We start from the raw sequence: 15123 nt of genomic DNA on the forward strand, positions 1-15123 counted from the left end.
GGTGTGTTTATACTCACCCCCGCTCCCCGTAAGCGTATGTCCGGGAGACCGCTCGACGTCCTCGAGGAGACGCTCGGCGACCGCGTGACGGTTCAACTGAAGGACGGCGAGGTGTACACGGGGGTGCTCGCCGGCTACGACCAGCACATGAACCTCGTCGTCGAGGACGGGGACAACACAACGATTATACGGGGCGATAACGTCGTCTCGATACAACCATGACCGGCGCGGGCACCCCTTCTCAGGGCAAGAAGAACAAGACGACCCACGTCAAGTGTCGACGCTGCGGTGAGAAGTCCTACCACGTGAAGAAGAAGGCCTGTGCGAGCTGCGGGTTCGGCAAGTCCGCCAAGCGGCGCGAGTACGCCTGGCAGGGCAAGACCGGCGACAGCTGAACCGGGTCGACCCGGGTTCTCACACGGTTCGCTCCATCCCGTCGAGCCACGGCTCCCGTCACCCTCGCCAACCACGGTCCGCCCGCGGTCGTCGTGGCCCGGGTCCGGACTCGGGTCCGGGGCCGCCTCCGGCCGATCCGACCGCCGGAGGGGCGGGGACGACTCACGGGCGGGCCGGTCGGGAGTATGCACGAACGTGCATATACACGGCCGTGCACATCTCCCCCTGGGCACAATCACGAACGTTTTTGGGCGTTCCCCCCGGCTGTGTGACTGATGACCGCCTCCGGTCCGAGGGAGAAGTGCGGCGTCGTCGGCGTCTCACTCGGCGACCGTGCCTCGGCACGGCCGCTGTACTACGCGCTCTACGCGCTACAACACCGGGGCCAGGAGTCCGCCGGCATCGTCACCCACGACGGCTTCCAGCAGCACTCCCACGTCTCGATGGGCCTCGTCGGCGACGCGTTCGACGAGGCCGACCTCGCGGGACTCAACGGATCGGTGGGGATCGGTCACGTCCGCTACCCGACCGCGGGGAGCGTCGACACCTCCTGTGCACAGCCGTTCTCCGTCTCGTTCAAGTCCGGCTCCCTGGGGCTCTCGCACAACGGCAACCTCGTCAACGCGGCGGAGATCCGCGACGAACTCGCCGGGCTCGGCCACGCGTTCACGAGCGACGGCGACACGGAGGTCATCGCCCACGACCTCGCCAGGAACCTGCTGGAGGAGGACCTCGTCCGCGCGGTCAAGCACACGATGCGGCGCATCCACGGGTCATACTCGCTGACCATCATGCACGACGACACGGTGATGGGGGTGCGCGACCCGGAGGGGAACCGGCCGCTGTGTATCGGCGAACTCGACGAGGGGTACATCCTCGCCTCCGAGTCGGCCGCCATCGACGTCCTCGACGGCGAACTCGTCCGCGACGTCCGACCCGGCGAACTCGTCATCCTCCAGCCCGACGGGGCCGACTTCGACGCCTACCAGCTGTTCGAGCGCGAACGTAGCGCCCACTGCTTCTTCGAGCACGTCTATTTCGCTCGCCCCGACTCGGCCATGGACGGCCACCTCGTCTACGACGTCCGACGCGAACTCGGCCGACAGCTCTGGGCCGAGTCGGGCGTCGACTCGGACGTGGTGATGCCCGTCCCCGACTCGGGACGGGCGTTCGCCTCGGGCTACGCCGAGGCCGCACAGGAGGAGGGCGCGGACGTGGAGTTCGCCGAGGGGCTGATGAAGAACCGGTACGTCGGCCGGACGTTCATCATGCCGACACAGGACGCCCGCGAGCGGGCGGTGCGGCTGAAGCTCAACCCGATCTCCGACGTCGTGGAGGGTCGGACGGTGACGCTCATCGACGACTCGATCGTCCGGGGAACGACCTCGAACCAGCTCGTCCAGCTGATGCGCGACGTCGGCGCGGAGGGGGTCCACGTCCGCATCGGGGCGCCGCCGATCGTCGCGCCCTGCTACATGGGTATCGACATGGCGACCCGGGAGGAGCTCATCGCCGCCGACCGCACCGTCGAGGAGATCCGCGAGGAGATCGGCGCGGACTCGCTCGGCTACCTCTCCATCGACGCGGTCGCCGAGGCGCTCTCGACCTCGCGCGCGGACCTCTGTCTCGGCTGTGTCACCGGCGAGTACCCCTACGACATCGACGGCGAGACCACCGACCGGGACGTCGAGCGGCCGGTCATCGGCGGTGGAGCCGAGGCCGCGCCGAGCGACGACTGACCCCGTTCGTTCCAGAGACAGGTCGTCGGGCCGACTCAGTACACGACGTAGATCATCGCGTAGACGACGTTCCCGAGGACGAACGAGACCAGCCAGAGCGACGCGGCGATCCGACCGATCCGCCGGTGAGCGGTCCCGAGCACCTCCTCTACGGGTCGGGTCAGTCCCAGCAGGAGGACGTAGTAGAGCAGCGGGACACAGACGACCGCGAGGAGGATGTGGATCGCCAGCACCGGGAGGTAGACGAACCGGTAGACCGCCCCGGGACCGGGAAACGGCGCGGGCCCCTGTACCGAGACTTTGTAGAGGTAGAGCGCGAGGAAGACGGTGAACAGCGCGACCGAGGCGAGCATCAGCGCCCGGTGGCGGCGGTACTCCCCGCGGCGTGCGCTCTGTACGCCGGCGGCGATGGTGACGATGGCGACGGTGCTCACGACGGCGTTGACGTGGGGGATCGCCGAGAGGAACGACTCGGGCGCGGGGAGCGCGTTCGTGGGAAGGACCTGGAGGGCGGCCCCGAAGACGAGCGCGAGCGACACCACCGACAGCAGCCCCGTCAGCGCCGGAACGTGGTCGCGTACCCACGACTGCATGGCCGGGTGTAGGGCACCTGGGGGCTTGAATCGTTCCCGAGAGTCGGTGACACGGCCTCCGGTGGCCCCACACCGCGCGCTGGCCGTAGTCGTCGCTCGTCTCCGACCACCACGGACGGTGCTACCGCTCGGGAAGTAGCTTCGGTAGGATTTGCGTGGGTGCTGTCTGCAGCACCCGCACTGTGACGCCGAGGAACGGCGTCGGGGCAGTGCGTGGGACCGGATTTGAACCGGCGGACCTCTACAGGACAGCGCCCTCAACGCTGCGCCGTTGGCCTGGCTTGGCTACCCACGCACGGTGGTTCTGTCCGCGTACCCTGATTCACGGAAGGGCTACTAAAACCACTCGCTTTGGGGTCGCGAACCCCGCGCTGGCGATCACGGCCGTGACTCGCTCCTCCGGCGGAGATCCCCGGCGGGAGACGGAGGTACGGGGACAGCACCGGTGGAACAGCCGGTCCGTCGCCCCGGTCACCCCATCTGGACGCCCGAGATATCGAAGCGGGCACCGCCGTCGGTCCCGTCTGTCACGTCGATCTCCCACCCGTGAGCCTCGGCGATCCGCCCGCAGATCGCCAGCCCGTAGCCCGTCCCCTCGGCGGCCCCCGAGTACCCCATCTCGAACACCTTCGCTCGCGTGGACTCGGGGATACCGGGGCCGTCGTCCTCGACGTAGAACCCCGTTCGATCGTCGAGGAGACCGACGCTGACCGTCACGTCGGGGCCGGCGTGTTCCACACTGTTCGCGAACAGGTTCTCCAGCAGCTGCCCGAGCCGCCACCGATCCGCCACGACCGTCCCGCTCCCCTCGACGGTCAACGTGGCTTCGTCGGCCTCGAGCGCGTTCCAGGTGGCCTCGGCCGCGTCGCCGAAGTCGACCGGTTCGGGCTCCGCGGCGTGTTCTCCCTCCTCGGCGGCCTTCGCGACGTAGGCGAGCAGCCTGGTCGCGCGATCGAGTGCGGCCTCGGCCGCGTCGAGTCGCGAGGGATCGCCCGTGTCGCGGGCCGCTTCGACGTTCCCCCGTGCGACGCCCAGCGGGTTCCGCAGGTCGTGCGAGATCGAGGCGATGAACCCCTCCAGCTGCTCCTTCCGTTCGAGCAACTCCCGCTCCCGCTTGCGGTCGGAGCCGTCGCGCAGGACCTTCGCGTAGCCCACGAGCTCGCCCTCCTCGCGGAGGGCCGTGATCGTCACGTTCGCCCAGAACTGTGAGCCGTCCCTGTGGACGCGCCAGCCCTCGTCGCTGACTCGCCCCTCCTCGGCCGCCTCGTGGAGGCTGCGCTCGGGAGCGCCCGCCTCGACGTCGACCTCGGGGTAGAAGATCGAGAAGTGCTCGCCGACGATCTCGTCGCTCTCGTACCCCTTGATCTGCTCGGCACCCGCGTTCCACGTCCGGACGTGGCCCTCCTCGTCGAGCAGGATGATCGCCTGGTCGTCGGTCGTCTCGACGAACAGCCGGAACCTGGGCTCGGTGTCCCGACTCAGCCGCCTGAGCTCCGTCTCGGCACGATACTGCGCCGTCGCGTTCCGGATACGGTTCACCAGCACCGCGAACTGCGTGGTGCCGGTCCCCTTCTGGACGTAGTCGGTCGCGTCGGCCTTGATCGCTCGCTCGGCGATGTCCTCGCTCCCCTGCCCCGTGAAGAGGATGAACGGGAGGTCGGGCCAGCGGGCGCGGACGGCCTGGAGCAGTTCGATGCCGTCCATCTCGGGCATCTGGTAGTCACTCACCACGCAGTCCACGTCGTCGGTCGTCTCCAGTTCGGCGAGCACCCCGTCACCACTCCGTGCCGCCCGAACGGTGATGTCGCCGTGCCGTTGCCGGACGTACTCCTGGACGAGTTCGACGAGCCCCTCGTCGTCGTCGACCAGGAGGACAGTGATAGACGGGTCGGTTCGCCGGTCGCCGAGATGTGGTCCCGAGATGATTAATTTCGGAGTACACATCAACTTTAATAAAGGTGGGGGTAACCGACGTACAGCGTGACACGATCGATGGGGGTCTAGCGGTTCCGACCGGGGGCTCCCCTCGCTCGTCGACTCACAGGGACCGTTGTACGGATTTATCGGCGACCGCCCGGGCGGGGTCGGCGGTCACCGGTAAAGGACTACGACCGTCCGTATCAGACGGGCTCGAACAGCGGGCCGGTGTCGTCCTCCTCGCCCCTGACGTAGCCCGCGAGGCGGAGTTCGTCGCCGATGGCCACCTCCTCGCCCTCGATGCGGCCCATCACGCGCGCCTCGCCGACCCGGACGATCGCCACCTGGTAGCCCCGCTCCTCGACTCCCTCGGGGGGGACCATCACGGTCGTCTCGGTGTAGACCTCGCCGGTCGTCGGGAGTTCGACGGTCTCGATGGCGCGCGAGCCACACCGCGCGCAGGCGGCCTTCGGCGCGCCGGCGACGTGTCCGCAGTCCGGACAGGCCTGGCCGAGCAGCCGACCGGAGCGGAGCGCGTCGCTCCAGGTCCGGAAGGTGAGTTCGGGGAGGTCGTCCCCGTCCTCGGACTCCGATCCGGCCTCCTCGGCCGGCCCCTCCGTCTCGCTCATGCGCGGGCCTCCATCACGCTGACGACGGTGGTCGCGGCGTCCCCGCCGAGGTTGTGCGCGACGCCGGTCCCCGGGGCCGGGAGCTGGTGTTCGCCGGCATCGCCGCGGAGCTGCTCGGTCAGTTCGACGATCTGGCCGGTGCCGGTCGCGCTGATGGGGTGGCCCTTGGCCTTCAGTCCCCCGGAGGCGTTGATCGGGATCTCCCCGCCGACGGCCGTCCGGCCCTCGGCGGCGGCGAACCCACCCTCGCCGTCGGGGACGAGCCCGAGCGCCTCGCTCGCGAGCACCTCCGCGCCGGTGAAGCAGTCGTGGACCTCCGCGAAGTCCACGTCCTCGGCCGAGATGCCGGCCTGTCCGTAGGCCTCGTTCGCGGCGTCACGCGCCGCCTGCGTGACGTGGGGCGTCTCCTTGTCCCCGATGGGGACTACCCCCGTCGCGTGGCCCACGCCAGAGACGTCCACGGGCGCCTCGAACGAGTCGGCGTACTCCTCGGAGACGACGACGACCGCGCTCGCCCCGTCCGAGAACGGACAGCAGTCCATGAGCCGGAACGGATCGGCGACGACGGGGCCCTCCATCGCCTCCTCGACGGTGACCTCCTTGCCGAAGTGGGCCTTCGGGTTCCGGGTGCCGTTCGCGTGGTTCTTCACCGCCACGTGCGCGAGGTGCTCCTCGGTCGTGCCGTGCTCGTACATGTGTCGTTTGACGAACAGGGCGAAGACGCCCGGGAACGTGATACCGGTCGGCTGCTCGTACTGCCGGTGGGAGGCCGACGCGAAGATGCGGGTCATCGCGGCGGTGTCGAGGCCCGTCTCGGGCGTGCAGCGCTCGACGCCGCCCGCGAGAACCACGTCGTGTCGCCCCGACTCGACCGCCTCGACGGCGTTATTGAACGCGTTCGCCGAGGTCGCACACGCGTCCTCGTAGCGCTGTGCGGGGATCCCGGCCATGCCGACGTGCGAGGCGACTGTCGGCGCGAGGTGGGTGTCGTTCTCGGTCTGTCCACCCATCGCGTTGCCGAAGTAGAGCGAGTCCACCTCGGGCGGCTCGACGCCGGCGTCGTCCAGCGCCCCGAAGGCCGCCTCGCCGAACAGCTCCGTCAACGGCGTGTCGTGGACGCCGAACTTCGTCATCCCGGCACCCACCACGCTTGCCCTTGCCATGGGCGGACGGTGCGGTCGGACGCTAATGAGTGACCCGATCCCGACGGATCCCGCCCGCCCTATCGTTCCCGCGTCGTCTCGCCGGACCCGGGGAAGACGAACCACGTCACCAGCACGCCGAAGACGGTCCCGATCAGCGTCACCAGGGCCGTGACCGCGATCGAGACGTCGCCCTGGAGGGTGATGAGCCCCGCGGACGCGCCGATGACGAGCGCGAAGGCGATCTTGACGCGGAACGCGACCGACTCGCGGTCCTCCGAGGGGATCGGTCCGACCATCAGGGTCGACCCCGGACGCTCACCGAAACGTGCATCCCGGCGAACCGCCATCGCCCCGGCCCGGAGTCGGTCTCTGCCTCCAGCTCCTCCCCGGTGAGCCGTACCATCGGCCCGGACCACCGGGTGTCGTACTCGTGGCGGACGTCCGCCTCCTCGTCGGTCCAGCCCATGGAGACGTCGTCGCTGAACCACGCCCCCCCGGGACGCTCCCCGACGAGCAGCCGCGAGGAGTTCACCTCCCAGCCCCCGGTCGTCGCGGTCTGCTCGCGGAGCCCCTCGGCCACCGCCTCGTAGCCGGTGAGCCGTTCGCCGACGCCGAACTTCACCGTCCGGTCCGATTCGAGGAAGAACGGGTGGAGCGGCTCGCCACCCCGGAGCGCCTCGTAGTAGTCACGGACGGTCGTTTCCGCGTCCATACCGTATGGTCGAGGCCGGGTGACTTACCGGTACTGGACCGCCCCGAGGCTCCCGACGACCGAACCGGCTCGTCGGGCGGTCACGAGGTGTCGCCCACCCGGATTGCGGGGGGTCAGGACTGTGCCGCTCGCATCCCCTCGCGGGCCGCCTCGGCGAACTCCCGCCCGAGGCGCTTCGGGACGCGGTAGCTCTCGTAGAACCCGACACCGCTGAACCGTAGTTCGGCGGTGATCACCCCCGCGTCGTACCCGACGTTCACCATGTCCTCGAGCCAGTGGCTCCGCTTCACCGGCGCGGCGGGGTTCGGCGAGAACGCGACCACCCGCTCGTCCGTCAGGACCAGCCTGGTGCCCCGCCGCCGGAGCCCCCAGCGGTCGGCACAGTCGATCCCGGTGACGTACTCCTCCGCCGGGGGGACGATGCTCGCGAGTGCCGTGGCGTGCCATCCGGTGAAGTCGGTCGGGGCGTCGTACCGACGGAACAGCGCCAGTCCGCCCCGCTCGATACCCGTCTCCCTCCCGCTCATCGCGACTCACCCGTGATTTCGTCCCCGGTTCGGGCGGCGAGCGGGGCGACTCCAGGGGGGACGAACGCGCCCAGAAGAGCGGCGTTCAGTGTGATCCCGAACGGCCCGGGTACCCCGCCCGTCCCGCGCGTCAGGATGGTCGTCACCACGGCCGGTACGACACCGATCCCCGCTCTGTCCCGTTCGTCCTCCGTCCCGCGTACCCCTCTCGTATCCATCGTCCTCTCCCCGCCCCCGTGAATCCCCGCGGTGGCGTGCTGAGTGTTCGATACAGGTAGACCTCGCTAAATAATCCTGAGTTGGTTTTCCGGCACGAAACGCCGAAGGGTTTAGACGGCGCCCCGACTGGTCCCGACGAGCCTCCACTCGACGACGGCTTCCGGGCGACTGCGGTCGTCCCGGATCGCCGACCGATCCTCGGTGTACACCCCGGTCGTCGGCGGTCGGTTCCCGGTTCGGTGACTCCCGACTCTCCGGAGGCCCTTGCCGAACGGTGTTTCGACCGTGGGCGGTCCAGTGCGGGGAGAGCCGAGAGTACGTTACATGAACCCGCGGTCGACCTCGTCGGCCTCCACGAGGTCGTCGAGTTCGGCGCTCAGCAGCTCCTCGGCCTCCTCGAACCGCTCCGAGAGGCCGTCGAGCCCCTCGGGTCGTCCGGTCATGTCGTACTCCATCGGGCCGAACGCGGGCGAGTCCATCGCCTCCATCACGTCCTCGAAGAGGGCACCCCCGGTGGTCGGCGCGTCGGCGTGCGTCCTGATGACCTCCTCGAGCCGCCGGGCGGTGTCCTCTGCCTCGGATTCGTCCTCGACCGGCCGCTGGACGCCGAACCGCCCCGCCGAGTCGTCGGGGAACAGGGGGTCGAGGTCGTCGTCGATGCGGCGGGCCACCTCGGCCCCGACCCCCTTCACCTCGTAGGGGTTCTTCGCGTAGGTCTTGAGCTGGAACACCCCCACACGGGGGTGGCCGAAGAAGAGGTCCTCGCCGAGGCCCTCCCGTCGATCGCCGGCGACCGCCCGCCAGCCGTCCGGGTCCGCCTTCGACTCCACCACGTCCTCCAGTACGTCCTGCCAGTCGCGAACACGCATTGGTGGGGGTGAGGCCGCCCGCCGCAAGAACCTGCCGCACGCCCCGGTCGGGAGCGGTCGTCGCGGTGGGACGACCGACAGGCTCTTTCCGACGACGGGGCAGGGGGGAGTGTGAACGTCAGAGGTCCGGTGGTCGACGCCGGCGAGACGCGGACGGTCGACACGCGCAACGGCCGGACGGAGCTCGCCGAGGTCCGGATCCGTCCCGAAGGGGGCGCGGCCGAGCCGGTCAGGGTCACCCTCTGGGGGAAGTGGACCGAGACCGCGGAACTGCTGGACCTGGGGATGGAACTCCTGGTGACCGACGTCTCGACCGACGAGTTCCGCGGCGAGACCACCTACGCGACCACGGGCGACTCGTACGTCGTCGTCGAGCCGGAGTTCCTCGTCGACGTCACCGACATCCGTGCGTGGGTCCAGTGCCCGCGGATGTACTACCTCAACAAGCTCTCGGGCGTTCCCCTGGAGTACCCCGTCGTCAAGGGGACGCTCGTCCACGAGGTGTTCGGCGACCTCCTCCGCGGGCGGGACATAGAGGAGAGCATCGAGGAGCACGTCACGGAGGCGGGGCTCGAACTCGGGCTGATGGGCCGTGATTCGGACGAGGTGGCCGACGAGGTGAGACGGAACGCGGCGGCCATCGAGGGCTGGCTCCAGCAGGGCCGGCTCGGTGGGGGGGACTCGGGGGACGCCTTCGCGCCCGAGGAGAGCGAGTGGCGCTCGGAGCTCACGCTCGTCTCGGAGCGGTTCGGGATCAAGGGCCGGGCCGACGCCGTCCGCCGGGGGATGCCCGTCGAGCTGAAGACGGGCAAGAACACCCGGCGCGAGCCGCGCTTTCACGACAAGGTGCAGGCGGCCTGTTACGCCCTCCTGCTCGGCGAGCGCGACGGGAACGGCGACGGCGACCACCCCGATACGGGGACGCTGCTGTACACGAAGAACGCCGCGCTCGACCGCTCGGAAGCCGACGGCGACCTCTCGCCGGCCAAGGAGTTCTCCGTGAGCGGCGGGTTCCTGAACTACGTCGTTCGCCAGCGCAACGGCATCGCCGCGATGGAGTTCGATTCGTCCGTTCCGACCGGCTACGAGGCCGACGCCCGCTGTGAGTACTGCTTCGAGCAGGACACGTGTATGGTCGTCGCCGGCCGGCTCGATCAGGAGTCGAAGGCCGGCACAGTGGGAACGCCGGTCCCCGAGGAGGAGCGCGACTACTTCGAGCGGTTCTACCGCGCGATAGAGGAGGAGCGCCGCGAGGTCCATCGCGAGTACCACAAGCTCTGGGAGCAGACCGCCGAGGAACGCGCGGACGACGACCGCGCGCTGATCGGCCTCGAACCCGTCTCCCGCGAGCGCATCGAGGGCGGGCGCTGGCGGCTCACCGCCGAGAAGGACCCCGCGGCGGTCTCGAAGATACGCGAGGGCGACCTCGTCCTCACGAGCGAGGGTCATCCCATCGAGACGCGATCGGAGATGGCCCGCGTCGAGCGGCTCGGCGAGCGGGTCGTCGTCACCACCGACGAACCGCTCGACCTCCGGCGGCTCGACGTCTACCCCTCGGAGTTCACCGTCGACCGCCAGCTCCAGGCGCTCCACGACGCGATCCTCAGGGGGAACGAGGACCGAAAGGACGTGCTGTTCGGCCGTCGTGATCCGTCGTTCGAGTTCGAGGACTCGACGACGTACATCGACAACAACGACGCCCAGGACGAGGCGGTGCGCCTGGCGCTCGGGGCCGAGGACCTCGCGCTCGTCCACGGCCCGCCCGGGACGGGCAAGACCTACACGCTGGCCCGGATCGTCAGGGAACTCGTCGACCGTGGCGAGCGCGTCCTGCTCTCGGCGTTCACGAACCGCGCGGTCGACAACGCCCTCGAAGCGCTCCGCGAGCAGGGGTTCGACTCATTCGTCCGCGTCGGCTCGGAGACGGGCATCCGCGAGGACACCCTCCCCTACCGGCTGGAGACGGGCGGCGATCCCGTCGAGCGGGCGAACGAACTCCGCGAGGCACCCGTCGTCGCGGCGACCACCGCGTCGTGTGGCTCGCGGATCATGCGGGAAGCGGAGTTCGACGTCGCCGTCGTCGACGAGGCGGGCCAGCTCACCGAACCGGGAACGTTCCTCGCCACGAACCGCGCCGATCGGTTCGTCCTCGTCGGCGACCACCAGCAGCTCCCACCCGTCGTCCGCGCCGAGAACGATCTCCGGACGAGCCTGTTCCAGCGGCTGATCGAGCGCTACCCCGACGCGGGCGTGATGCTCGACCGGCAGTACCGGATGAACCAGCGGGTGCAGTGGTTCTCCTCGACGGAGTTCTACGACGGGGCGCTCCGGCCCGCCACGCCCGAGGTGGCCGGCCAGCGGCTCGCGGACCTGCCGGGCGTCTCGGTCGGGACGCTCCCCGAGCACCTGCAGGACCCGGTCTGCTTCGTGGATCCCGATGGAACCCGGACGGGGAACTCGAACCCGGTCGAGGCCGACGCCGTCGCGGAGGTGGTACGTGAATTCCTCGACGCTGGCGTCGACCCCGACGACGTGGGCGTCATCGCGCCGTTCCGGGCGCAGGTGGCCGAGATATCACGTCGGCTCCCGGAGGTGACCGTCGACACCGTCGACCGGTTCCAGGGCTCGGCGAAGGAGGTGATCGTCGTCTCGTTCACGGCGACCGGCGAGATCGCGGGGCCGATCTTCGAGGACCACCGGCGGATGAACGTCGCGCTGACCCGGGCCAGGCGGTCGCTGGTGATCGTCGGCGACCGCGCCGCGCTGGGGTCCGAGCCGTTCTACGAGCGGCTGCTCCGGTGGGCCGAGGCCTGAGGACTGGTCCGTGACGTCCGACCGCCCGGAACGATCCCGGGGGGTTCGGTTTCAGACCTCGTGCTGGGGGATCTCGGCCCACCGATCGAGCAGGTAGCCCAGCGAGACACCGTAGATCCCGTGGGAGACGAGCGAGACCACGACGAAGATCGCGCTCGTGAGCAGGCCGCCGCCGGGCCAGAACGCGAACAGGAAGCCGAACCAGTAGGCGGTCATGAAGCTCACGCCGCGGAGGTACCGGGGCGACTTCGGCGGGAGGAACCCCCCGATGACGAGGAACTGGACGGGCAGGAGCGTCGACCCGCCGAGGACGAAGACGACGACACCGAGCGCCAGGCTCGGCTGGAGCCCGAAGAACGAGACGATCGAGGAGAACTCCACGATGGGTGCCGTCCGGAACAGGCCGAGCGCCAGGGGCGCGCCGACCAGCAGCGGGAGCATCAGCACCATCCCGACCACGCCGCCGAGCATGGCCGTGCCGATCAGGCGGATCGTGATCGGGAGTTCGGCCGTGCTCGAGTCGAGTTCCTCGCCGGTCAGGGTCTCGTTCGTGGTGGCCTCGCTGCTCATGTACGTGGGACGTTAGCACCCCACCCGTGATTACTGTTGGGATTAATCAGATGGTTCTCGGAGGGGAACGTTCGCCGGCCCGGGACGGCGGAGAGCGCCCCGTTCACGGTCGCTCGTCTCCTCGCCGTTTGAGTCCCTGCTCGGCGCGTTCGCCCTACTCCCTCGTTGGGGCGTCCGTCGTGTCGCTCCTCGCCGTCCGATCTCGCGGTGTGTCGGTCAGTCCGTCCGGGCGACGGCGGCGTCCCCGTCCCCCTCGATGGCCTCGATGACGCGGCGGTGGAACTCCCGGAGGACCGCGCTCTCGTCCTCGGCGAGCACGGTGTCGGAGGCGACGAGCGTCGCCATCCCGAACGCCCGCGGGGTCGGCGAGTCGACGGTCCGAGTGGTCACCTCGACCTCCCCGTCGCGTATCTCGCCGAGCACCGCCTCGATGCCAGCGAGGTCGAGCCGGTCCTCGAGTATCTCCCGGTAGGTCTCCTCGAGGACCGCGAACCCCTCCAGCTCCTCGGCGAACCCCAGCAACATCTCACTCGATACCTGCTGCTGGCTCGCCGACTTCTCGTACCCCTTGTAGCGCTTGAGTATCATCAGCGAGCGGGTGGCGTTGATGCGGAAGTACCGTTTCAACAGATCGGTCCCGGAGAGGGCCGCCCGGAGGTCGGCCCGGGCGTCAGCCGGGTCCACGTCGGCGAGGAGGCCCGCGAGGTCGATCTTCCGGTTGAGCGGCATCGACAGCGTGAACCCGTGGTCGGCGACCGCGACGGTGACGTTCGCGTTCACCGACCGGGCGATCCGGTAGGCGAGCAGCCGGGAGAACCCGTCGTTGAACCGCCGACCGTAGTTCGAGTGGACGTAGTAGTTTCGCCGATAGCGGTCGTGGTCGCGCTCCTCCTCGATCACGAGTCGTCCGTCCGTCGAGACGCTCTCCACGCCGGCGTACCGGATCTGCTCGTCGAACATCCGGGCGATCGCGCGGACGGCGTTCTCGTCGAGGGGGAACTCCCGGAGCCACCGGCGGACGGCAGGCGGCCCCCCCTCCTCGAACCGCGCCAGCAACTCGCCCTGGAACCCGAGGATCTCACGGCCGAGGTCGTAGGACAGCGGGAGTCGCTCGGAGTACCAGGACGGCACCGTCGGTCGGTCGCTCGTCGGGTCGACGTACGCCTTCGACCCCCGGCGGTAGCGGTACTCGTAGCGGTTCCCGCCGATGACGAACACGTCGCCGGGTTCGAGCGTGTCGAGGTAGGACTCGTCGAGCTGGCCGACCCACTCCTTGTCCGAACGGGTGCGGACGTCGACCGTGAACGAGTCCGGGATGGTCCCGATGTTGGTCATGTAGATGACCCGCGCGAGCCGGCCGCGCTTGCCGATCAGGGCCTCGTCCACCTCGTACTCCTCGTAGTGGTGTTCGCCCGACGGCGGGTCGTTCGTGTCCCGCCAGACCTTCGCGTAGACGTTCCGGTCCTCCATCCCCTCGTAGCCCGCGGTGAGATACCGCATCAGGTCCTCCCACTCCGCGTCCGTGTAGTTCCGGTAGGGGTAGGCCCGCCGGAGGATGCCCTTCACCTCGGTTTCGGGCCGTACCGAGTTGATCGCCATTCCGTAGACGTGCTGTGCGGCGACGTCCTGTGCGTCCTCGGGGACGAACACGCGGTCGACGAACCCCTCCTCGGCCCGCTTCAGCATCACCGCACACTCGACGAGTTCGTCCCGGTCGAGCGCGACCACCCTCCCTCGGACGGTCTGTCCGAGACGGTGGCCCGCCCGTCCGACCCGCTGGAGCAGCGCCGCGACCGACTTGGGCGAGCCGACCTGCACCACGAGGTCGATGTGGGGCATGTCGATGCCGAGTTCGAGCGACGTCGACGTCGTGACCACGTCGACGTCCCCGCGCTTGAGCTTCCCCTCGATCCGCTGGCGCTCGTCCTTCGACATCGACCCGTGGTGGGCCCCGGAGTTCCCCTCGTCGTAGCAGTCGAACCGGTCGCGGAGGTTCTGGAGCACCCGCTCGGCCCCCGACCGCGTGTTCGTGAACACGAGCGTGTTCGTCGACCCCTGTATCCACTCGTGTAACTGGTCGTAGAACCGCTCGGTCACCACCGAACGGGGGGTGTCGATGAGGTCGGCTGCTGGTGTGCGGAGTTCGACGTCGAACTCCCGGACGAACCGCGCGTCGACGATATCGTACTCACGGGACGGTCCGCCGGGACTCTCCCGACCGACGAGGAACTCGGCCATCGTCGAGAGCGGCTCGACCGTCGCCGAACAGCCGATCCGCGTCGGCGAGCCCTCGCACATCTCCTCCAGCCGTTCGAGCGAGACCGACAGATGCGTCCCGCGCTTGTTCTCCGCGATGCTGTGTATCTCGTCGACGACGACGTACTCGACGGTCCGGAGCTTCTCCCTGAACTTCGGGCTGTTGAGGAGTATGGCGAGGGTCTCGGGCGTGGTGTTCAGGATGTGTGGCGTGGTGTCGAGCATCGCCTGCCGGTCGGCCGAGTCCGTGTCGCCGTGACGGATGGCGTGGCGGATCTCGACCTCCTCGCCCCGGGATTCGAGCCGCTCCGTTATCCCCTCCAGAGGGATCTCCAGGTTGCGGTGGATGTCGTTGGCGAGCGACTTCAGGGGGGAGACGTAGAGCGCGTAGACGGAGTTCTCGAGTCCCTCCTCCCGGTCGCGCCGGAACAGTTCGTCGATGATGGAGGCGAACGACGCGAGCGTCTTGCCCGAGCCCGTGGGCGCGCAGATGAGGCTGTTCGTCCCCTCGTCGATGTTCGGGATCGCGCCGCGCTGTGGCGGGGTGAAGAACCCGCCGTTTCCCGGCACGAACTCGCCGAACTCCTCGACCCACCACTCCCGGACCGCGGGCTCGAACCGCTCCAACACCTCCTCGTCCTCGATACCGACGGAGTCGGGGTCGAACGGTAGTTCGTCGCGCCACCTGGCGAGCAGGTCGCGGCCGGAGGGCTCTCCTCCCATCCTCGTTCGAGCCG

15 protein-coding genes and 1 tRNA gene are annotated in these 15123 nt (G+C 69.2%); 4 read left to right on the top strand and 12 right to left on the bottom strand.

Translation table 11 applies throughout. The features are described 5' to 3' along the window. Positions 1–36 precede the first annotated feature (36 nt). The 3 genes from WDJ58_RS14345 (at position 37) to purF (ending at position 2135) form a co-directional block, all read left to right on the top strand. A complete protein-coding gene (locus WDJ58_RS14345; RefSeq protein WP_338913950.1) occupies positions 37–222 on the top strand; it encodes an LSM domain-containing protein in 186 nt (61 codons plus the stop codon). After that, positions 219–395 carry a 50S ribosomal protein L37e gene (locus tag WDJ58_RS14350; protein WP_338913951.1) on the top strand — a complete coding sequence of 59 codons (177 nt, stop codon included), beginning with the start codon at positions 219–221 and terminating at the stop codon, positions 393–395. The genes WDJ58_RS14345 and WDJ58_RS14350 overlap by 4 nt, the downstream gene beginning before the upstream one ends. 276 nt (positions 396–671) lie before the next feature. Further along, on the top strand, positions 672–2135 hold the full coding sequence (gene purF, locus WDJ58_RS14355; protein ID WP_338913952.1) for an amidophosphoribosyltransferase: 1464 nt from the start codon (positions 672–674) through the stop codon (positions 2133–2135). A 35-nt stretch (positions 2136–2170) separates the two neighbouring features. On the opposite strand, the gene WDJ58_RS14360 is transcribed toward purF, so the two are convergent. From WDJ58_RS14360 to WDJ58_RS14405, 10 genes are all read right to left on the bottom strand, one after another. Next, positions 2171–2728: a DUF420 domain-containing protein gene (locus WDJ58_RS14360; RefSeq protein WP_338913953.1), complete on the bottom strand. Its 558-nt coding sequence runs from the start codon at positions 2726–2728 to the stop codon at positions 2171–2173. 210 nt (positions 2729–2938) lie between these two features. Further along, positions 2939–3023, bottom strand: a tRNA-Leu gene (locus WDJ58_RS14365). Between the two features lie 176 nt (positions 3024–3199). Then, positions 3200–4672, bottom strand: coding sequence for a response regulator (locus WDJ58_RS14370; RefSeq protein WP_338913954.1), 1473 nt, complete (start codon positions 4670–4672; stop codon positions 3200–3202). Between the two features lie 176 nt (positions 4673–4848). Further along, complete coding sequence (locus WDJ58_RS14375; RefSeq protein ID WP_338913955.1) at positions 4849–5274, bottom strand: Zn-ribbon domain-containing OB-fold protein; 426 nt, start codon at positions 5272–5274, stop codon at positions 4849–4851. Then, entirely contained in the window at positions 5271–6437 is a 1167-nt protein-coding gene (locus tag WDJ58_RS14380; RefSeq protein ID WP_338913956.1) for a thiolase C-terminal domain-containing protein, read from the bottom strand. The genes WDJ58_RS14375 and WDJ58_RS14380 overlap by 4 nt, the downstream gene beginning before the upstream one ends. Positions 6438–6496: 59 nt before the next feature. Continuing rightward, on the bottom strand, positions 6497–6715 hold the full coding sequence (locus WDJ58_RS14385; protein WP_338913957.1) for a hypothetical protein: 219 nt from the start codon (positions 6713–6715) through the stop codon (positions 6497–6499). After that, positions 6715–7131 carry a nuclear transport factor 2 family protein gene (locus WDJ58_RS14390; protein WP_338913958.1) on the bottom strand — a complete coding sequence of 139 codons (417 nt, stop codon included), beginning with the start codon at positions 7129–7131 and terminating at the stop codon, positions 6715–6717. Before WDJ58_RS14390 ends, WDJ58_RS14385 begins: the two co-directional genes overlap by 1 nt. Positions 7132–7244: 113 nt before the next feature. Then, positions 7245–7658 carry a hypothetical protein gene (locus WDJ58_RS14395; RefSeq protein ID WP_338913959.1) on the bottom strand — a complete coding sequence of 138 codons (414 nt, stop codon included), beginning with the start codon at positions 7656–7658 and terminating at the stop codon, positions 7245–7247. Then, a complete protein-coding gene (locus tag WDJ58_RS14400; protein WP_338913960.1) occupies positions 7655–7876 on the bottom strand; it encodes a hypothetical protein in 222 nt (73 codons plus the stop codon). The genes WDJ58_RS14395 and WDJ58_RS14400 overlap by 4 nt, the downstream gene beginning before the upstream one ends. A 321-nt stretch (positions 7877–8197) precedes the next feature. Further along, on the bottom strand, positions 8198–8746 hold the full coding sequence (locus tag WDJ58_RS14405; protein WP_338913961.1) for a hypothetical protein: 549 nt from the start codon (positions 8744–8746) through the stop codon (positions 8198–8200). A gap of 111 nt (positions 8747–8857) precedes the next feature. Here WDJ58_RS14405 and WDJ58_RS14410 point away from each other — a divergent pair, with 111 nt between their 5' ends. Then, positions 8858–11560 (top strand): AAA domain-containing protein, encoded by a 2703-nt coding sequence (locus tag WDJ58_RS14410; RefSeq protein ID WP_338913962.1) that lies wholly within the window; start codon positions 8858–8860, stop codon positions 11558–11560. 51 nt (positions 11561–11611) lie between these two features. Here WDJ58_RS14410 and WDJ58_RS14415 read toward each other — a convergent pair whose 3' ends face one another. Together WDJ58_RS14415 and WDJ58_RS14420 are read right to left on the bottom strand one after the other, a co-directional pair. After that, positions 11612–12130 (bottom strand): DUF6789 family protein, encoded by a 519-nt coding sequence (locus WDJ58_RS14415; RefSeq protein WP_338913963.1) that lies wholly within the window; start codon positions 12128–12130, stop codon positions 11612–11614. Between the two features lie 216 nt (positions 12131–12346). Continuing rightward, entirely contained in the window at positions 12347–15109 is a 2763-nt protein-coding gene (locus tag WDJ58_RS14420) for an ATP-dependent helicase (protein WP_338913964.1), read from the bottom strand. Positions 15110–15123 lie beyond the last annotated feature (14 nt).

It is taken from the genome of Salinirubellus litoreus (genome assembly GCF_037335815.1).
GTDB lineage: Archaea > Halobacteriota > Halobacteria > Halobacteriales > Haloarculaceae > Salinirubellus > Salinirubellus litoreus.

Excerpts from the sequence above, each read along its gene's own strand:
- WDJ58_RS14375 (WP_338913955.1), bottom strand. The coding sequence starts at position 5,274 with ATGAGCGAGACGGAGGGGCCGGCCGAGGAGGCCGGATCGGAGTCCGAG.
- WDJ58_RS14400 (WP_338913960.1), bottom strand. The coding sequence starts at position 7,876 with ATGGATACGAGAGGGGTACGCGGGACGGAGGACGAACGGGACAGAGCG.
- WDJ58_RS14415 (WP_338913963.1), bottom strand. The coding sequence starts at position 12,130 with ATGAGCAGCGAGGCCACCACGAACGAGACCCTGACCGGCGAGGAACTC.
- WDJ58_RS14395 (WP_338913959.1), bottom strand. The coding sequence starts at position 7,658 with ATGAGCGGGAGGGAGACGGGTATCGAGCGGGGCGGACTGGCGCTGTTC.
- WDJ58_RS14350 (WP_338913951.1), top strand. The coding sequence starts at position 219 with ATGACCGGCGCGGGCACCCCTTCTCAGGGCAAGAAGAACAAGACGACC.
- WDJ58_RS14345 (WP_338913950.1), top strand. The coding sequence starts at position 37 with ATGTCCGGGAGACCGCTCGACGTCCTCGAGGAGACGCTCGGCGACCGC.
- WDJ58_RS14360 (WP_338913953.1), bottom strand. The coding sequence starts at position 2,728 with ATGCAGTCGTGGGTACGCGACCACGTTCCGGCGCTGACGGGGCTGCTG.
- WDJ58_RS14370 (WP_338913954.1), bottom strand. The coding sequence starts at position 4,672 with ATGTGTACTCCGAAATTAATCATCTCGGGACCACATCTCGGCGACCGG.
- WDJ58_RS14385 (WP_338913957.1), bottom strand. The coding sequence starts at position 6,715 with ATGGTCGGACCGATCCCCTCGGAGGACCGCGAGTCGGTCGCGTTCCGC.
- WDJ58_RS14420 (WP_338913964.1), bottom strand. The coding sequence starts at position 15,109 with ATGGGAGGAGAGCCCTCCGGCCGCGACCTGCTCGCCAGGTGGCGCGAC.
- WDJ58_RS14405 (WP_338913961.1), bottom strand. The coding sequence starts at position 8,746 with ATGCGTGTTCGCGACTGGCAGGACGTACTGGAGGACGTGGTGGAGTCG.
- WDJ58_RS14380 (WP_338913956.1), bottom strand. The coding sequence starts at position 6,437 with ATGGCAAGGGCAAGCGTGGTGGGTGCCGGGATGACGAAGTTCGGCGTC.
- purF (WP_338913952.1), top strand. The coding sequence starts at position 672 with ATGACCGCCTCCGGTCCGAGGGAGAAGTGCGGCGTCGTCGGCGTCTCA.
- WDJ58_RS14390 (WP_338913958.1), bottom strand. The coding sequence starts at position 7,131 with ATGGACGCGGAAACGACCGTCCGTGACTACTACGAGGCGCTCCGGGGT.